A 22,995-nucleotide genomic window follows, 5' to 3' on the forward strand; every position below is an offset into this window, starting at 1 on the left:
CGCCGCGCAACCCCCCATTGGGCGCGGGGGGGGGGGGCGGGGGGGGGGGGGGTGCCCCCCCCCCGCTTCCAAGCCTTCATGCAACTGCCCCGGGACCTATGCGACAATATGCACAAATCTGGCATGACCCCCCGCATTTGTTGCCCCACAGCTCGGCCATAGCGTGCAGGTGCTGCTCACGATCTGTGCCCGCTGTCGTCTATCGACCGACTCCAGCAACTCTCAAGTTACTGATAGGTAAACCTCTTGATCTCCACCGCAAACATCACCATGCAGTTCGGCGCCAAGCCGCTGTTCGAAAACGTGTCCGTCAAGTTCAACAACGGCAACCGCTACGGCCTGATCGGTGCCAACGGCTGTGGCAAGTCGACCTTCATGAAGATCCTCGGTGGTGACTTGGAGCCGTCCGGTGGGCAGGTGATGCTCGAGCCGAACGTGCGCCTCGGCAAACTGCGCCAGGATCAGTTCGCCTACGAAGAATTCAACGTGATCGACACCGTGATCATGGGTCACGAAGAGCTGTGGAAGGTCAAGGCCGAGCGCGACCGCATCTACTCGCTGCCGGAAATGAGCGAAGAAGACGGCATGAAGGTGGGCGAGCTCGAAGGCGAGTTCGCCGAGATGGACGGCTACACCGCCGAGTCCCGCGCGGGCGAGCTGTTGCTCGGCCTGGGCATTCCCCTGGAACAGCACTTCGGCCCGATGAGCGAAGTCGCCCCTGGCTGGAAGCTGCGCGTGCTGCTGGCCCAGGCGCTCTTCGCCGACCCGGACGTGCTGCTGCTCGACGAGCCGACCAACCACCTGGACATCAACACTATCCGCTGGCTGGAAAACATCCTCACGGCGCGTAACAGCACCATGATCATCATTTCCCACGACCGTCACTTCCTCAACGCGGTCTGCACCCACATGGCCGACCTGGATTACGGCGAGCTGCGCCTGTTCCCGGGCAACTACGATGAATACATGATGGCCTCCACCCAGGCCCGCGAGCAGCTGCTGGCCGACAACGCCAAGAAGAAGGCGCAGATCGCCGAGTTGCAGACCTTCGTCAGCCGCTTCTCGGCCAACGCCTCCAAGGCCAAGCAGGCCACCAGTCGCGCCAAGCAGATCGACAAGATCCAATTGGCCGAGGTCAAGCCGTCGAGCCGCGTCAGCCCGTTCATCCGCTTCGACCAGACCAAGAAATTGCACCGCCAGGCGGTGACCCTCGAGAAGCTGTCGAAGGCCTTCGACGACAAGGTGCTGTTCAAGAACTTCGGTTTCACCATCGAAGCCGGCGAGCGCGTGGCCATCATCGGCCCCAACGGCATCGGCAAGACCACCCTGCTGCGTACCCTGGTTGGCGAGATGGCCCCGGACGCCGGCAGCGTGAAATGGACCGACAGCGCAGAGGTGGGCTACTACGCCCAGGATCACGCCCACGACTTCGAAGCCGACGAGACCCTGTTCGAGTGGATGGGGCAGTGGACCAGCGGCGAGCAGAACATCCGTGCCGCCCTGGGCCGCATGCTGTTCTCCTCCGATGAGATCCAGAAGTCGGTGAAGGTGCTCTCCGGCGGGGAGCAGGGCCGCATGCTGTTCGGCAAGCTGGCCTGCCAGAAGCCCAACGTGCTGGTGATGGACGAACCGACCAACCACCTGGACATGGAGTCCATCGAGGCGCTCAACCTGGCGCTGGAGAACTACCCGGGTACGCTGATCTTCGTCAGCCACGACCGCGAGTTCGTTAGCTCCCTCGCCACGCGCATTATCGAGCTCTCGGACAATGGCGTGACCGACTTCTCCGGCAGCTACGACGACTACCTGCGCAGCCAGGGCGTGATCATCTGACGCCCCGCCGCTTCATGAAAAGCCCCGCCGATGCGGGGCTTTTTCGTTGCGGCGCGCTGCGGTCCGCCCACCTGCGGCGATAGCGATCAACAGCGGTGATTGGTCTTTCGGCGGCCGCTCGTACAAGCTCGCAAGCCAAGCGCCTGAAAGACGCTCGCTATCACCGTACTAGAGACGCTGTATTAGATCGCCCCCGTAGCGGCGGCTAGTCTTGCCTCGTACGGAACGACCGGCCGTTGCCACCGGATGAGCGTCGAGGAATGGACCCCGAGCCCGTTCTGGGCCTCCCGGGGTCGCCGCTTCGTCGAGCCATTGCGGCGATAGACCGATCGCTTACCCACACGCTGATTTCACTCATCGCTGCCCGGCATCCGGGGCCGGATGGAAAGCGGGATGAGTACCACCGAGGAATCACCCATGACAACCGAATCGAAATGCCCGTTCAACCATGCGGCGGGCGGTGGCACCACGAACCGCGACTGGTGGCCGAACCAGTTGAACCTGAAGATTCTTCACCAGCATTCGTCGCTGTCCGATCCGATGGGTGAGGATTTCGACTACGCCACAGCGTTCAGGAGCCTCGACTTCGAGGCGGTGAAGGCCGACCTGCGGGCGCTGATGACCGACTCGCAGGACTGGTGGCCAGCGGACTTCGGCCACTACGGCCCGTTGTTCATCCGCATGGCCTGGCACAGCGCCGGCACCTACCGCACGGGCGATGGTCGCGGCGGCGCCGGTGCCGGCCAGCAGCGTTTCGCACCCCTCAACAGCTGGCCGGACAACGTCAGCCTGGACAAGGCCCGGCGGCTGATCTGGCCGGTGAAGCAGAAGTACGGGCGCAACATTTCCTGGGCCGACCTGATCGTCCTTACCGGCAACGTCGCCCTGGAGTCCATGGGCTTCAAGACCTTCGGCTACTCCGGCGGCCGCGCGGACGTCTGGGAGCCGGACGAAGACGTGTACTGGGGCACGGAGACCACCTGGCTGGGCGGCGACAACCGCTACGGCAAGGGCGCCAAGGACATGCAGCCGCCGGGCGAGGGCGATCTGGTCGCAGAGCCGGAAAAGCACGGCGAGGAAGAAAGCCGCACCAACCAGGGCGAGCGCCATCTGGAAAACCCGCTCGCCGCCGTGCAGATGGGCCTGATCTACGTGAACCCGGAAGGTCCCGAAGGCAACCCCGACCCGGTCGCTTCGGCGAAGGACATTCGCGAAACCTTCGGTCGCATGGCGATGAACGACGAGGAAACCGTAGCGCTCATCGCCGGCGGCCACGCCTTCGGCAAGACCCACGGCGCCGGCCCTGCGGACAACGTCGGCGCCGAGCCCGAGGCGGCCGACCTGGAAGAACAGGGCCTGGGCTGGAAAAGCACCTTCGGAACCGGCAAGGGTGGCGACACCATCACCAGCGGCCTGGAAGTCACCTGGACCTCGACGCCCACCCGCTGGAGCAACGAGTACCTGGAAAACCTCTTTGGCTTCGACTGGGAACTGACCAGGAGCCCGGCCGGCGCCCATCAATGGCAGCCGACGAACGGCGCGGGTGCCGGCAAGATTCCCGATGCCCACGATCCGAGCAAGCGCCGCGCGCCGAGCATGCTGACCTCCGACCTGGCGCTGCGCTTCGACCCGGCCTACGAGAAGATTGCCCGACGCTTCCTGGAAAACCCGGATCAGCTCAGCGATGCCTTCGCCCGCGCCTGGTTCAAGCTGACTCACCGCGACATGGGCCCGCTGGCGCGCTATCTCGGGCCGGAGATGCCCACCGAGGAACTGCTCTGGCAGGACCCGATTCCGGCCCTCGATCACCCCCTGGTGGACCAAGCCGACATCGATGCCTTGAAAGCCCGGATCCTCGCCTCCGGATTGACGGTGTCGCAGCTGGTTTCCACCGCCTGGGCGGCGGCGTCCACCTTCCGCGGGTCCGACAAGCGCGGCGGTGCCAACGGCGGACGCCTGCGCCTGGCTCCGCAGAAGTTCTGGCAGGCCAACCAGCCCGAGCAACTGGCGAAGGTGCTGTCCACCCTCGAGGGTATCCAGCAGGCGTTCAATGCCGCGCAGTCCGGCGGCAAGAAGGTGTCCCTCGCCGACCTGATCGTGCTGGCGGGCGGCGTCGGTGTCGAGCAGGCGGCGAAGAACGCCGGTCATGCGGTAACAGTGCCGTTCACGCCGGGGCGGATGGATGCCTCGCAGGAGCAGACCGACGTCGAGTCGTTCGGCTTCCTCGAGCCGATCGCCGATGGCTTCCGCAACTACCTCAAGGGCCATTACAAGGTGTCGGCCGAGGCGCTGCTGGTGGACAAGGCGCAACTGCTGACGCTCACCGGGCCGGAAATGACGGTACTGGTCGGCGGTCTTCGCGTGCTGAACACCAACGTCGGGCAGACCGCCCACGGCGTGTTCACCCAGCGCCCGGAGACCCTGAGCAACGACTTCTTCACCCATCTGCTGGACATGGGCGTGGAATGGCGCGCGCTGTCACCCGCGAAATTCCTGTTCGAAGGCCGCGATCGCAAGACCGGCGCGGTCAAGTGGACCGGCAGCCGTGTCGATCTGGTGTTCGGCTCGCACGCGCAGCTGCGCGCCATCGCGGAGGTCTACGCCAGCGCCGACGCGCAGGAGAAATTCGTCCGGGATTTCGTCGCGGCCTGGACCAAGGTGATGAACCTCGACCGTTTCGACCTGGCCTGAGCTGGCGTTCGGCTGTAGCGAGCCCCGGCCTGAGCGATCAGGTCGGGGCTTCTCTTTGCGGGCTTCAGCGCAGGTGGGCGAGTTGTGAACCGGGCGATTCCAGTTCGCGATCCTTTCCAGCCGAGGGGCGGATCGTTCTGCCGGCGGGTTTTGCGTTCAGTGGTGCGCGAGGTTTTGCCTAACCCACTGCCCGGCGGTGGTCACCGGAATCGACTGTCGCGCGTTGAACGTGTCCGCCTTGGGCCATGCCACGCCTCTGCCTTGGGCGAATACGGCGCGGTACTTCTTGATGGGATGCGTCGGGTCTTTCTCCAGTTCCTGGAGCAGGTACGGAACGGTCCAGACGTTACGCTTGAACGGCCGGCCCAGCGCACGCTCGAGAAGGCTCGCGACCTCGCCGTACGTCACGGTATCTCCCGCGAGGTAGAGGATCTCGTTACGCCAGCGAGGTTCGTAGAACACGATTTCCGCAGTCAGTACGCCGATGTCGTCCGGAGTGGTGAGCGTCACGCTGTTATCGAGGCTGCCCAGGGCGTTCAGGGTATCGTTTTCGAAGTCGACCACCCCGAACATGGGCTCGAAAAGGAAGCTGGTGAACATGCCGGTCGAGATGATCACCCATTCGGTTTTGTCCTGGGCGCGAAGCAACTCGCGCACATCGAGCTGGGCATCGAACAGATCCTGCGGACTACCGCGGCCGATCACGTCGTAGTCGACGCCGAACTGCCAGGGGAAGTAGCGCTTCACGCCCGACCTGAGGGCCGCCGTCGCCAGCTTCATGGGCGTTTCCGCACCCGCGACCATGCCTGCGCAGCCTATTACCGTGTCGAACCGCGCGAACACTTCGGCAAGCTGATCGATCGAATCATTCACCAGGTCCGCGACGACCATCTGGATGCCGAGGCCTCGAAGCTCGTCGATTTCCGCCTTCTTCGCAGGCGCCTGGGTGTTGATGGTCGAGTCCCGGAGCAGGACGCTGATTCGGCCGCCGGGCGCGCGTTTCGCGACTCGCGCCAGGTTGCGCAATACCGGAAGGCCAAGTTCGCCCGCGCCCAGGACGAGAATCGATTGAGGGGAGAGCGGGGTCGCTTCGGTCATGATTAATCCTGATCAAGTTGCCTATAACATGGGCAAATGCTTTCACGATCCGTCGGCGCCCGTAAGAAGGCACACGTGTGATACCAGGGGGAAAAATGGCTGATCGGGAAACGCTGAACCGGGCAGAGATCGTCTGCCAGGCGCTTAGCGAGGATGATGATGGCGTCAGGCGAGAGGTCCTCGCCCACGCCGGTAGCCGCTGGTCGCTGGGCATCCTGCATGCCCTGGGGGTGTATGGAAAGATGCGCCATGCCGAGATAAAAAGGCAGATGACGGGCGTGACTCAGCGAATGCTGACGAAGACCCTGCGTTCGATGGAGAGAGACGGCCTTCTGACGCGACAGGAGTTCAGCGAGATTCCCCCACGCGTCGAATACCAGCTGACAGCGCTGGGGAGGGGGCTGTTGATCCGCATGTCGCCGATTTGGGCCTGGGTCGTCGAGAACGTCGAGGACGTGCGCAAGGCGCGTCGTCGTTTCGATAGCCAGGAGGGCAAAAGGCCGTCGTGGCAGACACCCACGCCGCTCCCGGTGGATCAGGAATCGTCCGGGTAATCGTCGCGCGAGGACCTTGGCCGTGCATACCGGCGAGGTAAGCCGCACGCACGGCGCCGCCCGTTCACCACCACGGGAGCCGGATCTGCATCGCCCGAGCGTAAGCCCGTTGGCCACCGATCTCAGGTGGCAACGCAACGGGGCGACATCGGAAGACGGCGGTCAGAAGGACGAAAGGGCGCCGGCAGAACTGAGTCGGGTCATCGCCAGTTCCGCGCGGATTTCATCGACGACCTGCTGTGCGCCCGAAGGGGTGTCCAGTTTGAAGAGCGGAATCCCGGTTACCACCAGATGCGTCATGTCGTCGGTAGCGTCGTAAATCCTCACGCTGAAGCTGTCGCGTTCCAGCGTGCACTTGCAATTAAGGGGGGTGAACGACGATTCGATCAAGGTTCTCGCGGCCTCGAACCGTGTGGGCATGGATCAACTCCGACAACGCAACGGGAAAGCGCCCAGGCGCTTCGTTCAAGTCGGCATCATAAAGGCAAAAAGTGCGTTCACCCAATGGGCTTGTCCTGCGATTTCCGCTCGCCCAGTGACTGTTCGAGTGTGTCGCGTTCGCGGCGCAAGTCTGCCAGCACGGTTTCCAGCAGGCTGATGTTGCGGAACTGCTGCACGGTGAGCGTCCGGCTCAGCAATCGGTTATTGCCCAAGATCGGCGCGATGATCTCGATATGGTCATTGTCTCGTTGATCGATGAACAGATCGGGGTTACGCAGGCTGAAACTGCTGTAGGGCATGGGGCGCTCGGTATATCTAGTTTTGTAGGACGGTCGACACTGTACAAAATTGATGGGCGCAGGGCGAATGGGTTCTGTCCATTCGTCGAGTGGCAGGTGTCGAAACACTCGAGGCGGCCTGCCAGCCGCTCTATGGCAAGGGTTTGACCCGCTGGTCAGGCGTTCGGCGCGGTAGTCGGTAGTGCGCTATACCAGTCACTAGCGCTTGCGGTCCGGTTGGAGGCGCTGCACCCACTACCGTCGAATGTCTTCGGGGGAGATGCCATGAACTGCCTGATCTGCAATGCCGACGCCCATGAGTTCCACAACGGATTCGACGGGATCGAATGCGAATGCCATCACTGCGGGCATTACGCCATCACCGATGCGCTGCTGAAAATGCGCCACGGACGTCACTTCGACGTGTTCGATACACGCGTGCTGCTTGCCGTGCTGCGCGGCGAGCATCCCCACGCCGTGCCCGTCATCACCGAGGCGAACGTCTACTGGCAACGCCTGCTGGCCTGAGCAGCACGGGGCGTCGGAACCGTCGGTTGTTCCCGAAGGTCTTTTCCCCAACGGGCAGCGATTGCCCGAATCACCGCGGAGTCGTCCGCGTCTGACCGAGGGGAACAGCCGATATGGATATTTTCGAAGCACTGCGCCAGAGCCACGACCGCCAGCGTGAATTCGCCACGGCGGTGATCGCCACGCACGGCGACACGCCCGATCGCGCCGAAACCTATCAACAACTGAAAAGCGAGCTGGTGGCCCATGAGCGCGCCGAGGAGCGGCATTTCTACATTCCGCTGATGGAGTACGACAATGGCGTGGACCTGTCCCGGCACGCGATTTCCGAGCACCACGAGATGGACGAGATGATGGAAGAGCTCGAGGCCACCGATCCCTCGAGCCCGGCCTGGCTGCCGCTCGCCAAGAAGCTCAAGGAAAAGGTTTTCCATCACCTCGAAGAGGAAGAGCACAAGTTCTTCCAGATGGCGGGCAAGCTGCTTTCCGAGCAGCAGAAGACCTCGTTGACCAAACCGTACTTCGAGGATTACGAGGCCAGCCTGGCCGAGGAGGCCTGATCCATGCGGCGATCAGGTTCGACCGCCGCGAACGTTGCCTGACCAACGACCTCGAATCCCGAAGATACCCATCACGCAGCGAGGTAACCATGAACGACAACGAACTGGATCACAGCCAATCGAAAACCCCCTATGACGAGCCGGATGTGACCATGGTCGACGGTGGCGATAAGGAAACCGGCGAAGACCCGGATTTCGACGATGTCGAATCCGACTCCGCCGGTACCTACGACAGGGAAGGGTGAGCCCCCACGAGGCGAACGAAAAAGCCCGGCCGATGCCGGGCTTTTTCGTGCGCAGCGGCGGGTTCCGCCTGATTTGTTTACGTGCGAAAAGTTGACAGATCGACGCTGCGTGCCGCGCTGCCTAAGGTTTGGCAAACGAACCAAGCCGAAAATGGAGCACGAAGATGCTGTCGATCGAACTGATGCTGGAAAACCTCGAGGCCAGCCTGGCTGTGCTGGCGTTCATGGGCGCCCTGGCCTGGCTGGCCTACGCGCCGAGCGGGTCGCGCTCCCTGCGCGGCTGATTCAGCGGTACAGCCAGCGCTCCAAGTCATCCAGGTTGGCCACCACGATCTGCTGCGCCGCTGCTTTGGCCTGAACCTTCGTGGGGTCGATCTGGTAGCGCTGCAGCACGTACTGCACCAGCGCGCCACGGCTGGGAACGGCCAGTCGGCCGTCCTGCATGCCGTAGTCGGCTTCGATGATCGCCTTCTGTTCCGCGGACAGCCGCGGGTCGGCGGTGAGGATCACGTCCAGCTCGGTATTCCAGCCTTCGTCCTGTTCGCGACCGTGCTCCGAGGGGGCGAAATGTTCCGGCTCGCCACGGAAACGGCTGAGCACGAAATCCCGGTAATCGCGGTTCTTCTCGCAATAGGCACGCACGTGCCAGCGCATGCCGGTGTAGACCAGCGTGTGCGGGCTGATCACGCGGAACTCCGGCTCGGGCGTGCTCAGCGAGACGTACTCGGTCTCCAGGCGCAGCCCCTCGCGGCAGGCCTGCAGGATCGGTCGCAGGACTTCCGGGCGGATGCTCCGATCCGGCACCTGCAGCACTTCGGTATGGGCGTAGGCGAGGGCCAGGCCCTCGATGTGGGGTGCCCGTTCGCGGTTGCGATCGAGCAGGTGCAGGTAAGCGCTGGCGCTACCGTCGATGAACAGCGGGGCGAAGCCGGGCGCCGGTTTGTAGCCCTTCAGGCGCTTGTCGTAGACGAGGTTTTCCGGGGCGTGCTCGCCGAGGTAGGCGTTGATGTCCTTCGACGCCTGCTGGCGGCTGATTCCGAAGCTCTGCATCAGGTGCCCGGTGGTGAGCCGGCCTTCCCACCAGGCGACGGTTTCGATCAGCCGGTAGCGCTGCGCCAGGTCCCAGCGGACTTGTTCGATGGATCGCTTCATACACCTCCCATCCGTGCGAAAACTTTACACGCTACCGACCAGCCAATGGACGTGTCGCCTGAAGCTACATATCTTGTCCCGGTCGATCAAGCGGCGTGACCGCCGCAGTGAGGAGAAGCAACGATGCAAGCGAACCTGATCTGGGCCTTAGTCGGCGCGGCCGTCCTGTTGATAGCCGGGCTGGCGGCGGCGTTGGCGATCGTCGGCGGACGTCTGCGCGGGCTGACCGCGCAGCTGGCGGAGGGGCGCCGGCAGCTGGATGCGCAACAGAGCATGGATACCCAGCGCATGCTGGAAAGCATGGAGCTGCAATCGGCGGTGCGCGCGGAAAAGGCCCATGTCGAGCAGTTGCAGCGCCAGTTGGCGTTCTCCCGCGAGGAAACCGAGGGCCTGCGCAGCCGCCAGTTGCTGGAACAGCGCCGCCAGGAAGAACATGCCGGCCAGGCGGAAGCGGCCAAGGCACAGAGCCAGCAGCTCGGCCTGCAGCTCGATGAACTGCGCCAGACTCATGCGCGCCTGGAACTGGCCAACCAGAACCTGCAGGAGCGCTTCGCCACGCTCAGCCGCGAGCACGCCACGCTGGCCTCGACCCTGGAGCAGAAACAGCAGCATTTCAGCGAGCAGCAGCAGTTGCTCAAGGACAGCCGCGAGCAGCTCAAGCTGGAGTTCGAGCAGCTTGCCGGGCAGATCTTCGAGGCCAAGGGCCAGGCCTTCGCGCAGACCAGCCAGCAATCGCTGGATGCGCTGCTCAAACCGTTCCGTGAGCAGATCGAAGGCTTCCGCGCCAAGGTCGAGGACATCCACCACAAAGACACCCAGCAGCAGGCGACCCTGGCGCAGCAGATCGTTCAGCTCAACGAGCTGAACCGGCAGATCACCCAGGAAGCCCAGGACCTGACGACCGCGTTGAAAGGGCAGAAGAAGACCCAGGGCAACTGGGGCGAGCTGATTCTGGAAAACGTGCTTGAGCGTTCCGGGCTGATCGAAGGGCGCGACTTCAAACGCGAGGCCAGCTTCACCACCGAGGAGGGCCGCAAGCGCCCGGACGTGCTGGTCTACCTGCCGCAGAACAAGCACCTGATCATCGACGCCAAGGTCTCGCTGAATGCCTACACGCGTTACATCAACGCCGAGGACGAAGCCGAACGGCGCCTCGCGCTGGTCGAGCACGTCGGCGCCATCGGGGCGCGGATCAAGGAACTCGCCGACCGCCATTACTTCAGCCTGCCGGGGCTTAACGCGCCGGAGATGGTGTTCATGTTCATCCCCATCGAGTCGGCCTTCGTCGAAGCCTTGAAGGCGGACGAGACGCTGTTCCAGCGCGCCATCGAACGCAACGTGCTGGTGGCCACGCCGACCACGCTGCTGACCAGCCTGAACATCGTTCGTCAGCTGTGGCGTTTCGAGGAACAGAACAAGCACACCGCCGAACTCGCCGACCGCGCGGGCAAGGTCTACGACAAGCTGCGCACCTTCCTCGGCAGCATGGACACTGTGGGCAGCAGCCTGGAAAAGGCCCAGGACGCCTATCGGCGCGCCTGCGATCAGCTGATCAGCGGCAAGGGCAACCTGGTCAAACAGGTCAACGATTTCCGCCAGCTGGGCGTGGCGGTGAAGGGCGAGATGGCCGAAGCCTGGGTGGATCGAGCGGAACTCGAACTGGGGCTGATCGATGGCGAACGCATCGAGTAAGGCGAGCGTCGGGCAGGGTCGGTGCGCGCGGCGCACCCTACGGGCATCGAGCCTTTGTAGGGTGCGCCATGCGCACCGTCGGTCTGCACTTGGATGCGGGGGGTATGGATGGGGCTGCCGGGCAAGGGTCGGGGCGGGTAGGCCGATCCGGTATAGCCGGCGCGCGCGGCGCACCCTACGGGCATCGAGCCTTTGTAGGGTGCGCTATACGCACAGGGGACACGGTTAGACGCGGAAGCGCGTCACCAGGCCGTTCAGGTCGATGGCCAGGCGCGAAAGCTCCTGGCTGGCGGCGTTCGTCTGGTTGGCGCCGGCAGAGGTCTGCACGGCCAGGTCGCGGATGTTCACCAGGTTGCGGTCGACTTCGCGGGCCACCTGGGCCTGTTCCTCCGAGGCGCTGGCGATCACCAAGTTGCGCTCGGTGATGTGGCTGATGGCCTCGGTGATCTGCTGCAGCGCGGCACCGGCGGCGCGGGCCAGCTCCAGGGTGGAGTGGGCGCGTTCGTTGCTGGTCTGCATCGAGCTCATGGCCTGATCGGTACCCTGCTGGATACCGTTGATCATCTGCTCGATTTCCTGGGTCGACTGCTGGGTGCGATGCGCCAGGGCGCGTACCTCGTCGGCGACCACGGCGAAGCCACGCCCGGCGTCGCCGGCGCGGGCCGCTTCGATGGCGGCGTTGAGAGCCAGCAGGTTGGTCTGCTCGGCGATCGAGCGGATCACGTCGAGTACGGTACTGATGTGGCGAACCTTATCCGCCAACTGCTCGACCTGCTGCGCGGTGCCGGTGACGTCTTCGGCCAGGTTGCTGATCGAGTCGACGGTCTTGTTCACCTGCTCCTGGCCCAGGCGGGCGGTGCGGTCGGAGTCGCGCGAGGCTTCCGAGGTGGCCACGGCGTTGCGCGCCACTTCGTCCACGGCGGTGGTCATCTCGTTGACCGCGGTCGCGGCCTGCTCGATTTCCTGGTTCTGCTGGTGCAGGCCCTTGCTCGAATCCTCGGTGACCGCGTTCAGCTCCTCGGCGGCCGAGGCCAGCTGGGTGGAGGAGTCGGCGATGCCCTGGATGGTGCGCTTGAGGCTTTCCTGCATGCTGTGCAGCGAGCCTAGCAACTGCGCGGGCTCGTCGCCGCCACCGACCGCGATGGTGTGGGTCAGGTCGCCCGATGCCACGGTCTCGGCGACTTTCACCGCCTGATTGAGCGGCGTGACGATGCTGCGCGTCAGCAGCATGGCGAGCAGGCCGGTCAGCCCCGCGGCGACCAGCATGAACACGATCACGCCGGTGATCGCATTGTTGAATTCCTGCTCGGCCCGGGCTGCGGCTGCATTGCCATCGGCCTGGTTTATCTCGATCAGCTTCTCGAACTCGGCGCCGAGATTGTCGGAGAGGGTTTTGTAGTCCGCCATCAGCAGGGCACGCATGTCGTCGATGCGATCCTGGCTGGACAGCTGGACGAGTTGCTGGTTGATTCGCGCGTACCCCGCCAGGGCGGTTTTCACGGATTGGTACTGGGCGCGCTCGGTATCACTGGAAATCAACGCCTCGTACTTATTCTGGGCATCCTTGAGCTGGCCCAGGAGCACGTTGAGACGTTCGATCGTGTTGCTCAGTACAGCGGCTTCGCGATCGACCACGATCCGGTAGGAGGTGATGCGGACGCGCAACATCTTCTCGTTGAGAACGCCTAGCGCGCGGAAGCTGGGCAGGCCGTTCTCCACCACCTTCACGGTCGCCGCGCGGATGATGCGCATCTCGTACAGGGAGAAGAGGCCAAGGAGCACGACCAGCAGTGCGACCATGGAAAAACTGAGTATTGCCCTCGGTGCGATCTTGAGACGCCGAAGAAACATGGGGAGAACCTCAAAGTACTAAGCCGTTTGTTTTTTTGATGCACCGTTTGGCGCAGGCATCGACAGATCGTTTATCGGCATGCGGCGCAGGAGCATGAGCCCATTTTTGGCGGGTTTTGCTTCTTTCGAGTGGGGCGAGTGGGGCGTTTTTCAGCGCTGTTCGGCGGGCGCCAAACGAAGCGCTCTAGGACGAGGGCACGCGCCGAAACGGGCGTTTCACTCGCGGTAGAAAACCTGCACCAGGTGATAGCCGAATTGTGACTTCACCGGGCCGTGGACGGTGCGCAGCGGCTTCTTGAAGATCACCTGGTCGATGCTGCGCACCATTTGCCCCGGGCGTACTTCGCCGAGGTCTCCGCCGCGCTTGCCGGACGGGCAGATCGAGTGCTTGCGCGCCAGCACGTCGAAGGCTTCGCCGCCGTCCAGGCGCTTTTTCAGTTGCGCGGCTTCGGCCTCGGTCTTGACCAGGATATGGCGGGCCATGGCTTTTGGCATGAAGGACTCCTGCGATAGATTGACGGCGATTGTGCCCGAGCGTCCGGGCTTCATACAGCCGAACAGCCGCGGAGCGAGCCCAATGGATATCCAATCGATGCTGAGAGTCCTTGCCGTACAGGATGGCTCGGACCTCTACCTGTCCACCGGTGCGCCGCCCTGCGCCAAGTTCAACGGCGTGCTCAAGCCGCTGTCGGCCGAGCCGTTGCGCGCGGGCGAGGTGGCGGCCATCGCCGCGTCGGTGATGGATGCCGAGCAGCGTGCCGAGTTCGAGCGCGAGCTGGAAATGAACCTGGCGATCTCGCTGCCGCAGATCGGCCGGTTTCGCATCAACATCTTTCGCCAGCGCAACGAGGTGTCCATCGTCGCGCGCAACATCAAGCTGGACATCCCCAAGTTCGAGGACCTCAAGCTGCCCGAAGTGCTGCTCAAAGTGGTGATGGAGAAGCGCGGCCTGGTGCTGTTCGTCGGAGGCACCGGCTCGGGCAAGTCGACCTCGCTGGCGGCGCTGATCGATTACCGCAACCGCAACAGCGGCGGTCACATCATCACCATCGAGGACCCGGTGGAGTACGTACACCGGCACAAGAAATCGATCATCAACCAGCGCGAGGTCGGCGTGGACACGCGCAGCTTCCACGCCGCGCTGAAGAACACCCTGCGCCAGGCGCCGGACGTGATCCTGATCGGCGAGATCCGCGACCGCGAGACCATGGAGCACGCGCTGGCCTTCGCCGACACCGGGCACCTGGCGATCTCCACGCTGCACGCCAACAACGCCAACCAGGCGCTGGACCGGATCATCAATTTCTTCCCGGAAGAGCGCCGCCCGCAGTTGCTCAACGACCTGGGCAACAACCTCAAGGCCTTCGTCTCCCAGCGCCTGGTCAAGACCCGCGAAGGCAAGCGCCGCGCTGCGGTGGAAGTGCTGCTGGGCACGGCGACCGTGAGCGACATGATCAAGCGCAGCGATTTCAGCTCGATCAAGGAAATCATGGAGAAATCCAGAACCCTCGGCATGCAGACCTTCGACCAGGCGCTGTTCGATCTGGTGGTGGAGGGCGCGATCGACGAGGACGAGGCGGTGAAGAACGCCGACTCGGCGAACAACCTGCGGCTGAAACTGAAGCTGCAAGTGGAGGGCGGCGCGCCGGCGCCCGCTCCGGTCGCCGCGCCGCCCCGACCCGCGCCGGTGCAGAAGCCGGTGGATGCCGCGGCCTGGGGCCTGGAACTGAAACTGGAAGACATCGAGCCGGACGAACCGGACGACGCCAAACCCTGAGTGCTCCATCCAGCGGCCTGGGCGAACCCGCGCCGTGCGGGTGCTTCTAACCTGAAGCACCCGACGACGAGGCTCCGACCATGGCGAAGGCACTGGACGAGTACAACAGCAAGCGCAATTTCTCCGCTACCCCCGAGCCCGCCGGCACTCCGGCGCGCAAGCGCAAAAAGGCCGCCGACCCGCACGCGCTGCAGTTCTGCATCCAGAAGCACGACGCCAGCCACCTGCATTACGACTTCCGCCTGGAACTCGACGGCACCCTGAAGAGCTGGGCGGTGCCGAAGGGGCCGAGCCTGGACCCCAAGGTCAAGCGCCTTGCTGTGCACGTCGAGGACCACCCCATCAGTTACGCGTCCTTTGAGGGGCAGATTCCCGAGGGGCATTACGGTGCGGGCGAGGTGATCGTCTGGGATCGCGGCGTATGGAGCCCGATCGGCGATCCGCAGGCGAGCCTCGAAAAAGGCCGACTGAAATTCGAGCTGCAGGGCGAGAAGCTCGCCGGCGTCTGGAACCTGGTGCGCACTCACATGCCCGGCAAGCGCGAGCAGTGGTTCCTGATCAAATCCAGCGATGAGGCCGCGCGCGCCGAAAAGGACTACGACATCCTCGTCGAGCAGCCCGATAGCGTCCTCAGCGAGCGCACCCTGATTCCCCGTAAACGCGGCGCCAAGGCAAAGGCCAAGGGCGAGGAGCCGGCACGCACCGCCAAGACGCCGCCCCGGCGGCGGACCCGGAAAACCGCCGACGCCACGCTCCATGGCGCCAAGGCCGCGGCGATTCCCGAGCGCATTGCGCCGCAGCTGGCGACGCTGGTGGAGGGGGCGCCGGAGGGTGACTGGCACTACGAGATCAAGTTCGACGGTTACCGGATCATGGCGCGCATCGAGGGGGACGACGTGCGCCTGTTCACTCGCAATGGCCACGACTGGACGGCGAAGATGCCGCACCAAGCGAAGGCGCTGGCCAAGCTCGGGGTGGAGTCGGCCTGGCTGGATGGCGAAGTGGTGGTGCCGGACGAGGAGGGCATCCCGGACTTCCAGGCGCTGCAGAACGCCTTCGACGCCGGCGCCAGCAGACAGATCGTCTACTACCTGTTCGACGTGCCCTACCTGAACGGCATGGACCTGCGCGAGGTGCCGCTGGAGGAACGCCGCGCCGCGCTGGCCACTCTGCTGGAGAAACAGGACGGCGCGCTGCGTTTTTCCGCGGACCTGCAGGAAGACCCGGACCACATGCTGGCCAGCGCCTGCCAGATGAAGCTCGAGGGACTCATCGGCAAGCGCGCCGGCAGCCCCTACGTGTCACGCCGCAGCAGCAGCTGGATCAAGATCAAGTGCAAGAATCGCCAGGAGTTCGTGATCGTCGGCTACAGCGACCCCAAGGGCTCGCGCAGTGCGTTCGGCGCGCTGTTGCTGGGGCTGCACGACGCCGACAGTGGCGAGCTGCGCTACGCCGGCAAGGTTGGAACCGGCTTCAACGAAGCCAGCCTGCGCGCCATCCATGCGCGACTCGAACCGCTGGAGATCGCTGAACCGGTCGTCGTCAATCCGCCCACTGGTGCCGACGCGCGGGGCGCGCACTGGCTGAAACCCGAGCTGATGTGCGAGGTGGCATTCGCCGAGATGACCCGCGACGGGGTGATCCGCCATTCGGTGTTCCATGGCCTGCGCAACGACAAACCCGCCGAGGCGATCGTCCACGAGAAGGCCAAACCGGCGAAAAAGGTCGCTGCCGGCAAGACCGTCAAGAGCGCCGGCAAGGCCGGGGCGAAGAGCAGCAAGAAACCCGACGCAAAGGTCAGGGGCAAGGACGATCCGGGGCAGATCAAGATCACTCACCCGGAGCGGATCATCGACAAGAGCATCGGCGCCACCAAGATGGAGCTGGCGCAGTACTACGGGCGTGTCGCGCCCTGGATGCTGCGCGATCTGGCGAAGCGGCCGGTGGCGCTGGTGCGCGCGCCGGAAGGCATCGAAGGTGAACTGTTCTTCCAGAAACACTCCACCAAGCTGAGCTTGCCCCACGTCACCCAGTTCGACGACCCCGCCGACACGCAGCCGCTGTTGCTGCTGGACAGCGCCCTCGGGCTGGTCAGCGCCGCGCAGATGGGCATGCTCGAAGTGCACACGTGGAATGCCCGCGCGCCGCACCTGGAAACCCCGGATCGGCTGGTGCTCGACCTAGACCCCGACCCGGCGCTGCCGTGGAAGCGGATGATCGAAGCCACCCAGCTGGTGCAGACGCTGCTCGACGAGCTGGGCCTGGTGTCGTTCCTCAAGACCAGCGGCGGCAAGGGCATGCACGTGGTTGTGCCGCTGAAAAGGGGAGAGGGCTGGGACGAGGTGAAGGGGTTCAGCCAGGCGATCGCCAGGCACATGGCGAAACTTCTGCCGAAACATTTCTCTGCTGTCAGCGGTCCGAAGAACCGCGTCGGCAAGATCTTCATCGACTACCTGCGCAATGGCCGTGGCGCCACCTCGGTGTCGGCGTACTCGGTTCGCGCGCGTGAAGGGCTTCCCGTCTCGGTTCCCGTCCATCGGCACGAACTGGCCGGGCTCGAGGGGGCGAACCGCTGGAACATCCGCAACCTGTTCGAGCGCCTGGAGGAGTTGGGCGAAGACGACCCCTGGGCGGGAATGGACGACGCCGAGCAGGTGATCACCGCAGAAATGCGCGCCCGGCTGGGCTGAGGAGGCCAGGTCGCAGCCTATGCGGCCTGGCGTCACAAGGGATTGCATTATCGGGCCGCCGCTGGATAAGACCATTTATTTGTTGTGGTTATTGCTTTTTTCGCACCATGGAAGTCCTGATTGTTCCGCTGGCGCAAAAGAATTTTGCCTTCGATGGGTTGTCTAGGGTCATGGAAATGTTTTGTAATACCGGCCGCTCACTGTACTCCCAGACAAACGAAGCCTTCGAAATCCTCGGAATCTTCAGCAGGCGGGCCCCCGCGTGGTGGCTGGCTATAACAAGGGAAACCCGTGCATTGAGCGCCTGGCGGTGGCGATGTAGGCAACCTTCTCGTCGATCGGGCAGTGAACGTCGTAGCGCTCCGTCGCTTCACGTCGTTGTTTGTACATTCGCGCTGAAATACACGGAACGGATCAGCACCTGGATCGAATTCGATCGGCGATGTTCAGGATGGCTGTCTTCCTGCCTCTGGCTCGCTACGAAACCTTCCATATCCATCCCGTTGCCATGCCCGCCTACTGGTGCACGGTGACAGCGAATCACGGCTGCCTTTCCGGGCGGCGCCGAAAGCTCCTTTTCATCCTTCAAGGCTGCGAGATGATCAAAGAGAAGTACGTTGGATATCTGAAACGGCTGTGGTGGTTGGCCGTTCTGCCACTGAGCGGCTGCAAATGGGCGCTGCTCGATCCCAAGGGCCAGGTCGGTATCGACGCGAAGTCGCTGATCATCACCGCCACGGTGCTGATGCTGATCGTCGTGATCCCGGTGATCGTGCTGACGCTGTACTTCGCCTGGAAGTACCGTGCCACGAACACTGAAGCGGTGTTCATGCCGAAGTGGGCGCACTCCACCTCGATCGAGGTCGTGGTCTGGCTGATCCCCTGCGTGATCATCGTCTTCCTCGGCATCCTGACCTGGAAGACCACGCACCACCTGGACCCCTACCGCCCACTCGATCACGAGAAGACGCCGATTACCGTCGAGGTCGTCTCGCTGGACTGGAAGTGGCTGTTCATCTACCCGGAACAGAAGATCGCCACGGTCAACGAGCTGGCGTTCCCGGCCAACACCCCGGTCAACTTCAAGATCACTTCCGACACCGTGATGAACTCCTTCTTCATCCCGCAGCTCGGTAGCCAGATCTATTCCATGGCCGGCATGGAAACCAAGCTTCATTTGATCGCCAACGAGCCAGGCAGCTTCGCCGGTATCTCGGCGAACTACAGCGGCGCTGGCTTCACCGGGATGGCCTTCACCGCCATCGCGACGCCCACCGATGCCGACTTCGACGCCTGGGTCGCCAAGGTGCGCGCGTCCTCGAAGATCCTCGATGCCGATAGCTACAAGGCACTGGCCGAACCGAGCCAGAAGCACCCGGTGGAGTATTTCTCCGCCGTACGCCCGAACCTGTTCGCCGCGATCGTGCATCAGTACATGGGGCCGAAGAAGATCCCCGTCTCCGATGAGCCGGCACCGAATGAAGGCATGAAAATGGGCGAGAAGATGGACATGAACCACATGGACATGTCCAGCCACTCGGCCGCTGAGGAGTAATCAACAAATGTTCGGAAAGCTGACCCTCGACGCCATACCCTTCCACGAACCCATCCTGCTGTTCACCTTCGCCGCCGTGGCGTTGGGTGGCCTGGTGGTGGTCGCCGGACTGACCTATTTCCGCAAGTGGGGCTACCTGTGGACCGAGTGGCTGACTTCGGTCGACCACAAGAAGATCGGCGTGATGTACATCACCGTGGCGATCATCATGCTGCTGCGCGGCTTCGCCGACGCCATCATGATGCGCTCGCAGCAGGCGCTCGCCACCGGCGGCGCCGCCGGCTACCTGCCACCGGAACACTACGACCAGATCTTCACCGCGCACGGCACCATCATGATCATCTTCATGGCCATGCCGTTCATGATCGGTCTGATGAACATCGCCGTGCCGCTGCAGATCGGCGCGCGCGACGTGGCGTTCCCGTTCCTCAACTCGCTGAGCTTCTGGCTCTTCGTCAGCGGCGTGATCCTGATCAACCTGTCGCTGTTCGTCGGTGAGTTCGGCCGTACCGGTTGGGTGGCGTATCCGCCGTTGTCCGGGATTGCCTACAGTCCCGGGGTAGGGGTGGACTACTACATCTGGGCGCTGCAGTTATCCGGGATCGGGACAACGCTCACGGGGATCAACTTCCTGGTCACCGTTTTCAAGATGCGCGCCCCCGGCATGAAGCTGATGCAGATGCCGATCTTCACCTGGACCTGCACCTTCGCCAACATCCTGATCGCCGCGTCCTTCCCGATCCTGACTGCCGCGCTGGGCCTGCTGACCCTCGACCGTTACCTCGACTTCCACTTCTTCACCAATGAAGCGGGCGGTAACGCGATGATGTACATCAACCTGTTCTGGGCCTGGGGTCACCCCGAGGTGTACATCCTGGTACTGCCGGCGTTCGGCGTGTTCTCCGAGGTGATCTCCACCTTCACCGGCAAGCGCCTGTTCGGCTATGCCGCGATGGTCTGGGCCAGCGCCGCGATCACCGTGCTCGGCTTCGTGGTCTGGCTGCACCACTTCTTCACCATGGGTTCGGGGGCCAACGTCAACGCCTTCTTCGGCATCGCGACGATGATCATCTCGATCCCCACGGGGGTGAAGCTGTTCAACTGGCTGTTCACCATGTATCGCGGGCGTCTGCGTTTCACCACGCCGGTCCTCTGGACCATCGGTTTCATGGTGACCTTCAGCATCGGTGGCATGACCGGCGTTCTGCTGGCGGTTCCGGGTGCCGACTTCGTGCTGCACAACAGCCTATTCCTGATCGCCCACTTCCATAACACCATCATCGGTGGCGCGGTGTTCGGTTACCTGGCCGGTTTCGTCTTCTGGTTCCCGAAAGCCTTCGGCTTCACCCTCAACGAGAAGTGGGGCAAGGCGGCATTCTGGTTCTGGTGCAGCGGCTTCTACGTAGCCTTCATGCCGCTCTACGTGCTCGGCTTCATGGGCATGACGCGCCGCCTGAACCACACCGAAAACCCGGAATGGACGCCTTGGCTGTATGTCGCCTTCGTCGGCGCGGTGCTGATCCTGTGCGGCATCCTCTGCCAGCTGATCCAGCTCTACGTGAGTATCCGCGACCGCAAGCAGAACCTCGACCTGACCGGCGACCCGTGGAATGGCCACACCCTGGAATGGTCGACCTCGTCGCCGCCGCCGTTCTACAACTTCGCCCAGTTGCCGACGGTGCACGACATCGACTCCTTCACCGACATGAAGGAGAAGGGCATCGCCTACCAGCGCCCCGAGAAGTACACGGCGATCCACATGCCGAAGAACACCTCCGCCGGCGTGTTCATGGGCGGCTTCGCCACCGTCATGGGCTTCGCGCTGATCTGGCACATCTGGTGGCTCGCCGCCGTGGGTCTGCTGGGGCTGTTCGCCAGCCTGCTGTCCCGTGCCTTCGACAACGATGTCGATTACTACGTCCAGCCCGATGAGATCGAGCGCATCGAAACCGCCCATCTCGCCCATATCAAGCAGGCCTGAGCCCATGTCGACCGATGTAATGAACGACCCCCACGATAGCGTCCACAAGCACGAGCATGAGGACGGGCACGACGACCACGGTCACAACGACAGTGGTCCGACCACCGTGTTCGGTTTCTGGCTGTACCTGATGACCGACTGCATCCTGTTCGCCAGCGTCTTCGCCACCTACGCGGTGCTGATGACCGCGACGGCAGGATCGGTCAGCGGCAAGGACATCTTCGAACTCGACTACGTGCTGGTCGAAACCTTCGCCCTGCTGTTCTCCAGCATCACCTACGGCTTCGCGATGATCGCGGGGCAGAAGGGCAGCAAGGGCGGTGTGATCAACTGGCTGATCGCCACCTTCATCTTTGGCGCGATCTTCATCGGGATGGAGATCAACGAGTTCCATCACCTGATCGTCGAAGGCTACGGCCCGAGCACCAGCGCCTTCCTCTCCGCGTTCTTCGCGCTGGTCGGGATGCACGGCCTGCACGTCACCGCCGGCCTGATCTGGATGATCATCATGATCCTGCAGGTCTCCAGGCAGGGACTCACCCCGCAGGTCAACACCCGCCTGACCTGCCTGAGCCTGTTCTGGCACTTCCTGGACATCGTCTGGATCTGCGTGTTTACCGTCGTCTACCTGCTGGGGACCCTGTGATGAGCGAATCTCTGCACACCGAGCACGCCGCGAGCCACGGCAGCGTCAAGTCGTACATGATCGGCTTCCTGCTGTCGGTGGTCCTCACTGTAATCCCGTTCTGGCTGGTGATGGCCCACGTGCTGCCGAAAGGACTGACCCTGGTGACGATCTTCATCTTCGCCATCGTTCAGGTACTGGTGCACCTGAAGTACTTCCTGCACCTGGACTTCAGCACCGACGGGCGCTGGAACACGCTGTCGTTCATCTTCACCATGCTGGTCATCGTGATGCTCGTGGGTCTGTCCATCTGGATCATCTTCAGCGCCAACGCGCTGATGATGTAACGAGGGCTACCCGTGAAGTTCAAGCGATACCTGCTGATCACCAAGCCAGGCATCATCTTCGGCAATCTGATCTCGGTGGCCGGGGGATTCTTCCTGGCCTCCAAGGGCAGCATCGACCCGTGGCTGCTGCTGGCCACGGCGCTCGGGCTGTCGCTGGTGATCGCGTCCGGCTGCGTGCTGAACAACTGCATCGATCGCGATATCGACCAGCGCATGGAGCGCACCCGCAACCGCGTCCTGGTGACCGGGGCGATCTCGCTGAAGGCTGCGCTGGCGCATGGCGTGCTGCTCGGCGTGGTGGGTTTCGGCACGCTGTTCCTGTGGACCAACACCCTGGCGCTGGCTTTCGCCGCCATCGGCTTCTTCATCTACGTGGTGCTCTACAGCCTCTGGCTCAAGCGCGCGTCGGTGTATGGCACGCTGGTCGGCAGCCTGTCGGGGGCAGTGCCGCCGGTAGTGGGCTACTGCGCGGTGAGCAACAGCTTCGACGCCGGTGCGGCGATCCTGCTGCTGATCTTCAGCCTCTGGCAGATGCCGCACTCGTATGCCATCGCGATCTTCCGTCTCAACGACTACCGCGCGGCCAACATCCCGGTTCTGCCGGTGGCGCGCGGCATCGAGGCGACCAAGCGGCACATCGTGCTGTACATCCTGGCCTTCGCCGCGGCGGCGCTGATGCTCACTGTCGCCGGTTTCGCCGGTTACGGCTACCTGGTGATGGCGCTGCTGGTGAGTGCTTACTGGCTGTTCATTGCGGTGTCCGGCTACGGCGCGGTGGATGACCGGCTGTGGGCGCGCAAGCTGTTCGCCTTCTCCATCGTGGCCATCAGCACCTTGAGCGTGATGATGTCGATCGACTTCAGGGGACTGCCGGAGCATCTGCTCGCGGCGGCCTTCTAAGCGATCCGACCCCATGAAAAAGGCGACCTTCGGGTCGCCTTTTTCATGCCTGTGTCTCGGCCGCTCATGCTCATCAGGCACGTACGATTCGTTGGCCGTTTGAGTTGCCACGGTGCGCATGGCGCACCCTACTCGTTCGTGTAGGGTGCGCCATGCACCCCGGAGCACGCCGCTTGCAGCCGGCTGACCGAGTCGTT

Annotated in this window: 20 protein-coding genes; 14 read left to right on the forward strand and 6 right to left on the reverse strand. The window is 63.4% G+C overall.

Features of this window, described 5'->3' with window-relative positions:
* Positions 1–246: 246 nt before the first annotated feature.
* Positions 247–1,833 (forward strand): ABC-F family ATPase, encoded by a 1,587-nt coding sequence (locus QMX85_RS20500; RefSeq protein WP_282344016.1) that lies wholly within the window; start codon positions 247–249, stop codon positions 1,831–1,833.
* A 417-nt stretch (positions 1,834–2,250) separates the two neighbouring features.
* Positions 2,251–4,524: a catalase/peroxidase HPI gene (gene katG / locus QMX85_RS20505; RefSeq protein WP_282344020.1), complete on the forward strand. Its 2,274-nt coding sequence runs from the start codon at positions 2,251–2,253 to the stop codon at positions 4,522–4,524.
* Positions 4,525–4,680: 156 nt separating this feature from the next.
* Here the strand turns inward: katG and QMX85_RS20510 are convergent, their stop codons facing one another.
* The gene (locus QMX85_RS20510; RefSeq protein WP_282344023.1) at positions 4,681–5,622 is read right to left on the reverse strand and encodes an aromatic alcohol reductase; all 942 of its coding nucleotides are present in this window, start codon (positions 5,620–5,622) and stop codon (positions 4,681–4,683) included.
* Between the two features lie 95 nt (positions 5,623–5,717).
* Between QMX85_RS20510 and QMX85_RS20515 the strand changes: the two genes are divergently transcribed.
* The gene (locus tag QMX85_RS20515) at positions 5,718–6,176 is read left to right on the forward strand and encodes a helix-turn-helix domain-containing protein (RefSeq protein ID WP_282344025.1); all 459 of its coding nucleotides are present in this window, start codon (positions 5,718–5,720) and stop codon (positions 6,174–6,176) included.
* A gap of 162 nt (positions 6,177–6,338) precedes the next feature.
* Here QMX85_RS20515 and QMX85_RS20520 read toward each other — a convergent pair whose 3' ends face one another.
* Together QMX85_RS20520 and QMX85_RS20525 are read right to left on the reverse strand one after the other, a co-directional pair.
* The gene (locus QMX85_RS20520) at positions 6,339–6,596 is read right to left on the reverse strand and encodes a DUF1652 domain-containing protein (RefSeq protein ID WP_282344027.1); all 258 of its coding nucleotides are present in this window, start codon (positions 6,594–6,596) and stop codon (positions 6,339–6,341) included.
* A 77-nt stretch (positions 6,597–6,673) separates the two neighbouring features.
* Positions 6,674–6,916, reverse strand: coding sequence for a hypothetical protein (locus QMX85_RS20525; RefSeq protein WP_282344028.1), 243 nt, complete (start codon positions 6,914–6,916; stop codon positions 6,674–6,676).
* A gap of 264 nt (positions 6,917–7,180) precedes the next feature.
* On the opposite strand from QMX85_RS20525, the gene QMX85_RS20530 reads away from it, so the two are divergent.
* From QMX85_RS20530 to QMX85_RS20540, 3 genes are all read left to right on the forward strand, one after another.
* Positions 7,181–7,423 (forward strand): hypothetical protein, encoded by a 243-nt coding sequence (locus QMX85_RS20530; protein ID WP_282344029.1) that lies wholly within the window; start codon positions 7,181–7,183, stop codon positions 7,421–7,423.
* Between the two features lie 113 nt (positions 7,424–7,536).
* Positions 7,537–7,983, forward strand: coding sequence for a hemerythrin domain-containing protein (locus QMX85_RS20535; protein WP_090230549.1), 447 nt, complete (start codon positions 7,537–7,539; stop codon positions 7,981–7,983).
* A gap of 89 nt (positions 7,984–8,072) precedes the next feature.
* Complete coding sequence (locus QMX85_RS20540; protein WP_282344033.1) at positions 8,073–8,228, forward strand: hypothetical protein; 156 nt, start codon at positions 8,073–8,075, stop codon at positions 8,226–8,228.
* Between the two features lie 285 nt (positions 8,229–8,513).
* On the opposite strand, the gene QMX85_RS20545 is transcribed toward QMX85_RS20540, so the two are convergent.
* A complete protein-coding gene (locus QMX85_RS20545; protein ID WP_282344035.1) occupies positions 8,514–9,380 on the reverse strand; it encodes a WYL domain-containing protein in 867 nt (288 codons plus the stop codon).
* Between the two features lie 123 nt (positions 9,381–9,503).
* On the opposite strand from QMX85_RS20545, the gene rmuC reads away from it, so the two are divergent.
* Complete coding sequence (rmuC, locus tag QMX85_RS20550; protein ID WP_282344037.1) at positions 9,504–11,072, forward strand: DNA recombination protein RmuC; 1,569 nt, start codon at positions 9,504–9,506, stop codon at positions 11,070–11,072.
* A gap of 225 nt (positions 11,073–11,297) precedes the next feature.
* Here the strand turns inward: rmuC and QMX85_RS20555 are convergent, their stop codons facing one another.
* Together QMX85_RS20555 and QMX85_RS20560 are read right to left on the reverse strand one after the other, a co-directional pair.
* Entirely contained in the window at positions 11,298–12,923 is a 1,626-nt protein-coding gene (locus tag QMX85_RS20555) for a methyl-accepting chemotaxis protein (protein WP_282344039.1), read from the reverse strand.
* A 216-nt stretch (positions 12,924–13,139) separates the two neighbouring features.
* Positions 13,140–13,418 (reverse strand): peptidylprolyl isomerase, encoded by a 279-nt coding sequence (locus QMX85_RS20560; protein WP_090230560.1) that lies wholly within the window; start codon positions 13,416–13,418, stop codon positions 13,140–13,142.
* 82 nt (positions 13,419–13,500) lie between these two features.
* Here QMX85_RS20560 and QMX85_RS20565 point away from each other — a divergent pair, with 82 nt between their 5' ends.
* The 7 genes from QMX85_RS20565 (at position 13,501) to cyoE (ending at position 22,798) form a co-directional block, all read left to right on the forward strand.
* Complete coding sequence (locus tag QMX85_RS20565; RefSeq protein ID WP_282344041.1) at positions 13,501–14,700, forward strand: PilT/PilU family type 4a pilus ATPase; 1,200 nt, start codon at positions 13,501–13,503, stop codon at positions 14,698–14,700.
* Between the two features lie 80 nt (positions 14,701–14,780).
* Positions 14,781–17,390: a DNA ligase D gene (ligD, locus tag QMX85_RS20570; RefSeq protein ID WP_282344043.1), complete on the forward strand. Its 2,610-nt coding sequence runs from the start codon at positions 14,781–14,783 to the stop codon at positions 17,388–17,390.
* Positions 17,391–17,988: 598 nt separating this feature from the next.
* On the forward strand, positions 17,989–18,945 hold the full coding sequence (cyoA, locus tag QMX85_RS20575; RefSeq protein ID WP_273233361.1) for a ubiquinol oxidase subunit II: 957 nt from the start codon (positions 17,989–17,991) through the stop codon (positions 18,943–18,945).
* Positions 18,946–18,952: 7 nt separating this feature from the next.
* Complete coding sequence (gene cyoB / locus QMX85_RS20580; protein WP_282344046.1) at positions 18,953–20,926, forward strand: cytochrome o ubiquinol oxidase subunit I; 1,974 nt, start codon at positions 18,953–18,955, stop codon at positions 20,924–20,926.
* A gap of 4 nt (positions 20,927–20,930) precedes the next feature.
* The gene (gene cyoC / locus QMX85_RS20585) at positions 20,931–21,572 is read left to right on the forward strand and encodes a cytochrome o ubiquinol oxidase subunit III (RefSeq protein WP_282344048.1); all 642 of its coding nucleotides are present in this window, start codon (positions 20,931–20,933) and stop codon (positions 21,570–21,572) included.
* Positions 21,572–21,898 carry a cytochrome o ubiquinol oxidase subunit IV gene (gene cyoD, locus QMX85_RS20590; protein WP_282344050.1) on the forward strand — a complete coding sequence of 109 codons (327 nt, stop codon included), beginning with the start codon at positions 21,572–21,574 and terminating at the stop codon, positions 21,896–21,898. Before cyoC ends, cyoD begins: the two co-directional genes overlap by 1 nt.
* Positions 21,899–21,910: 12 nt before the next feature.
* Positions 21,911–22,798: a heme o synthase gene (gene cyoE / locus QMX85_RS20595; RefSeq protein WP_282344052.1), complete on the forward strand. Its 888-nt coding sequence runs from the start codon at positions 21,911–21,913 to the stop codon at positions 22,796–22,798.
* Positions 22,799–22,995: the final 197 nt, after the last annotated feature.

This window comes from Pseudomonas sp. PS02288 (assembly GCF_029959715.1).
GTDB classification, from domain to species: Bacteria; Pseudomonadota; Gammaproteobacteria; order Pseudomonadales; family Pseudomonadaceae; genus Pseudomonas_O; species Pseudomonas_O kuykendallii.

Bases quoted from the DNA above. Each gene is read 5' to 3' on its own strand.
- katG (WP_282344020.1), top strand. From the start codon at position 2,251: ATGACAACCGAATCGAAATGCCCGTTCAACCATGCGGCGGGCGGTGGC.
- QMX85_RS20510 (WP_282344023.1), bottom strand. From the start codon at position 5,622: ATGACCGAAGCGACCCCGCTCTCCCCTCAATCGATTCTCGTCCTGGGC.
- QMX85_RS20515 (WP_282344025.1), top strand. From the start codon at position 5,718: ATGGCTGATCGGGAAACGCTGAACCGGGCAGAGATCGTCTGCCAGGCG.
- QMX85_RS20520 (WP_282344027.1), bottom strand. From the start codon at position 6,596: ATGCCCACACGGTTCGAGGCCGCGAGAACCTTGATCGAATCGTCGTTC.
- QMX85_RS20525 (WP_282344028.1), bottom strand. From the start codon at position 6,916: ATGCCCTACAGCAGTTTCAGCCTGCGTAACCCCGATCTGTTCATCGAT.
- QMX85_RS20530 (WP_282344029.1), top strand. From the start codon at position 7,181: ATGAACTGCCTGATCTGCAATGCCGACGCCCATGAGTTCCACAACGGA.
- QMX85_RS20535 (WP_090230549.1), top strand. From the start codon at position 7,537: ATGGATATTTTCGAAGCACTGCGCCAGAGCCACGACCGCCAGCGTGAA.
- QMX85_RS20540 (WP_282344033.1), top strand. From the start codon at position 8,073: ATGAACGACAACGAACTGGATCACAGCCAATCGAAAACCCCCTATGAC.
- QMX85_RS20545 (WP_282344035.1), bottom strand. From the start codon at position 9,380: ATGAAGCGATCCATCGAACAAGTCCGCTGGGACCTGGCGCAGCGCTAC.
- rmuC (WP_282344037.1), top strand. From the start codon at position 9,504: ATGCAAGCGAACCTGATCTGGGCCTTAGTCGGCGCGGCCGTCCTGTTG.
- QMX85_RS20555 (WP_282344039.1), bottom strand. From the start codon at position 12,923: ATGTTTCTTCGGCGTCTCAAGATCGCACCGAGGGCAATACTCAGTTTT.
- QMX85_RS20560 (WP_090230560.1), bottom strand. From the start codon at position 13,418: ATGCCAAAAGCCATGGCCCGCCATATCCTGGTCAAGACCGAGGCCGAA.
- QMX85_RS20565 (WP_282344041.1), top strand. From the start codon at position 13,501: ATGGATATCCAATCGATGCTGAGAGTCCTTGCCGTACAGGATGGCTCG.
- ligD (WP_282344043.1), top strand. From the start codon at position 14,781: ATGGCGAAGGCACTGGACGAGTACAACAGCAAGCGCAATTTCTCCGCT.
- cyoA (WP_273233361.1), top strand. From the start codon at position 17,989: ATGATCAAAGAGAAGTACGTTGGATATCTGAAACGGCTGTGGTGGTTG.
- cyoB (WP_282344046.1), top strand. From the start codon at position 18,953: ATGTTCGGAAAGCTGACCCTCGACGCCATACCCTTCCACGAACCCATC.
- cyoC (WP_282344048.1), top strand. From the start codon at position 20,931: ATGTCGACCGATGTAATGAACGACCCCCACGATAGCGTCCACAAGCAC.
- cyoD (WP_282344050.1), top strand. From the start codon at position 21,572: ATGAGCGAATCTCTGCACACCGAGCACGCCGCGAGCCACGGCAGCGTC.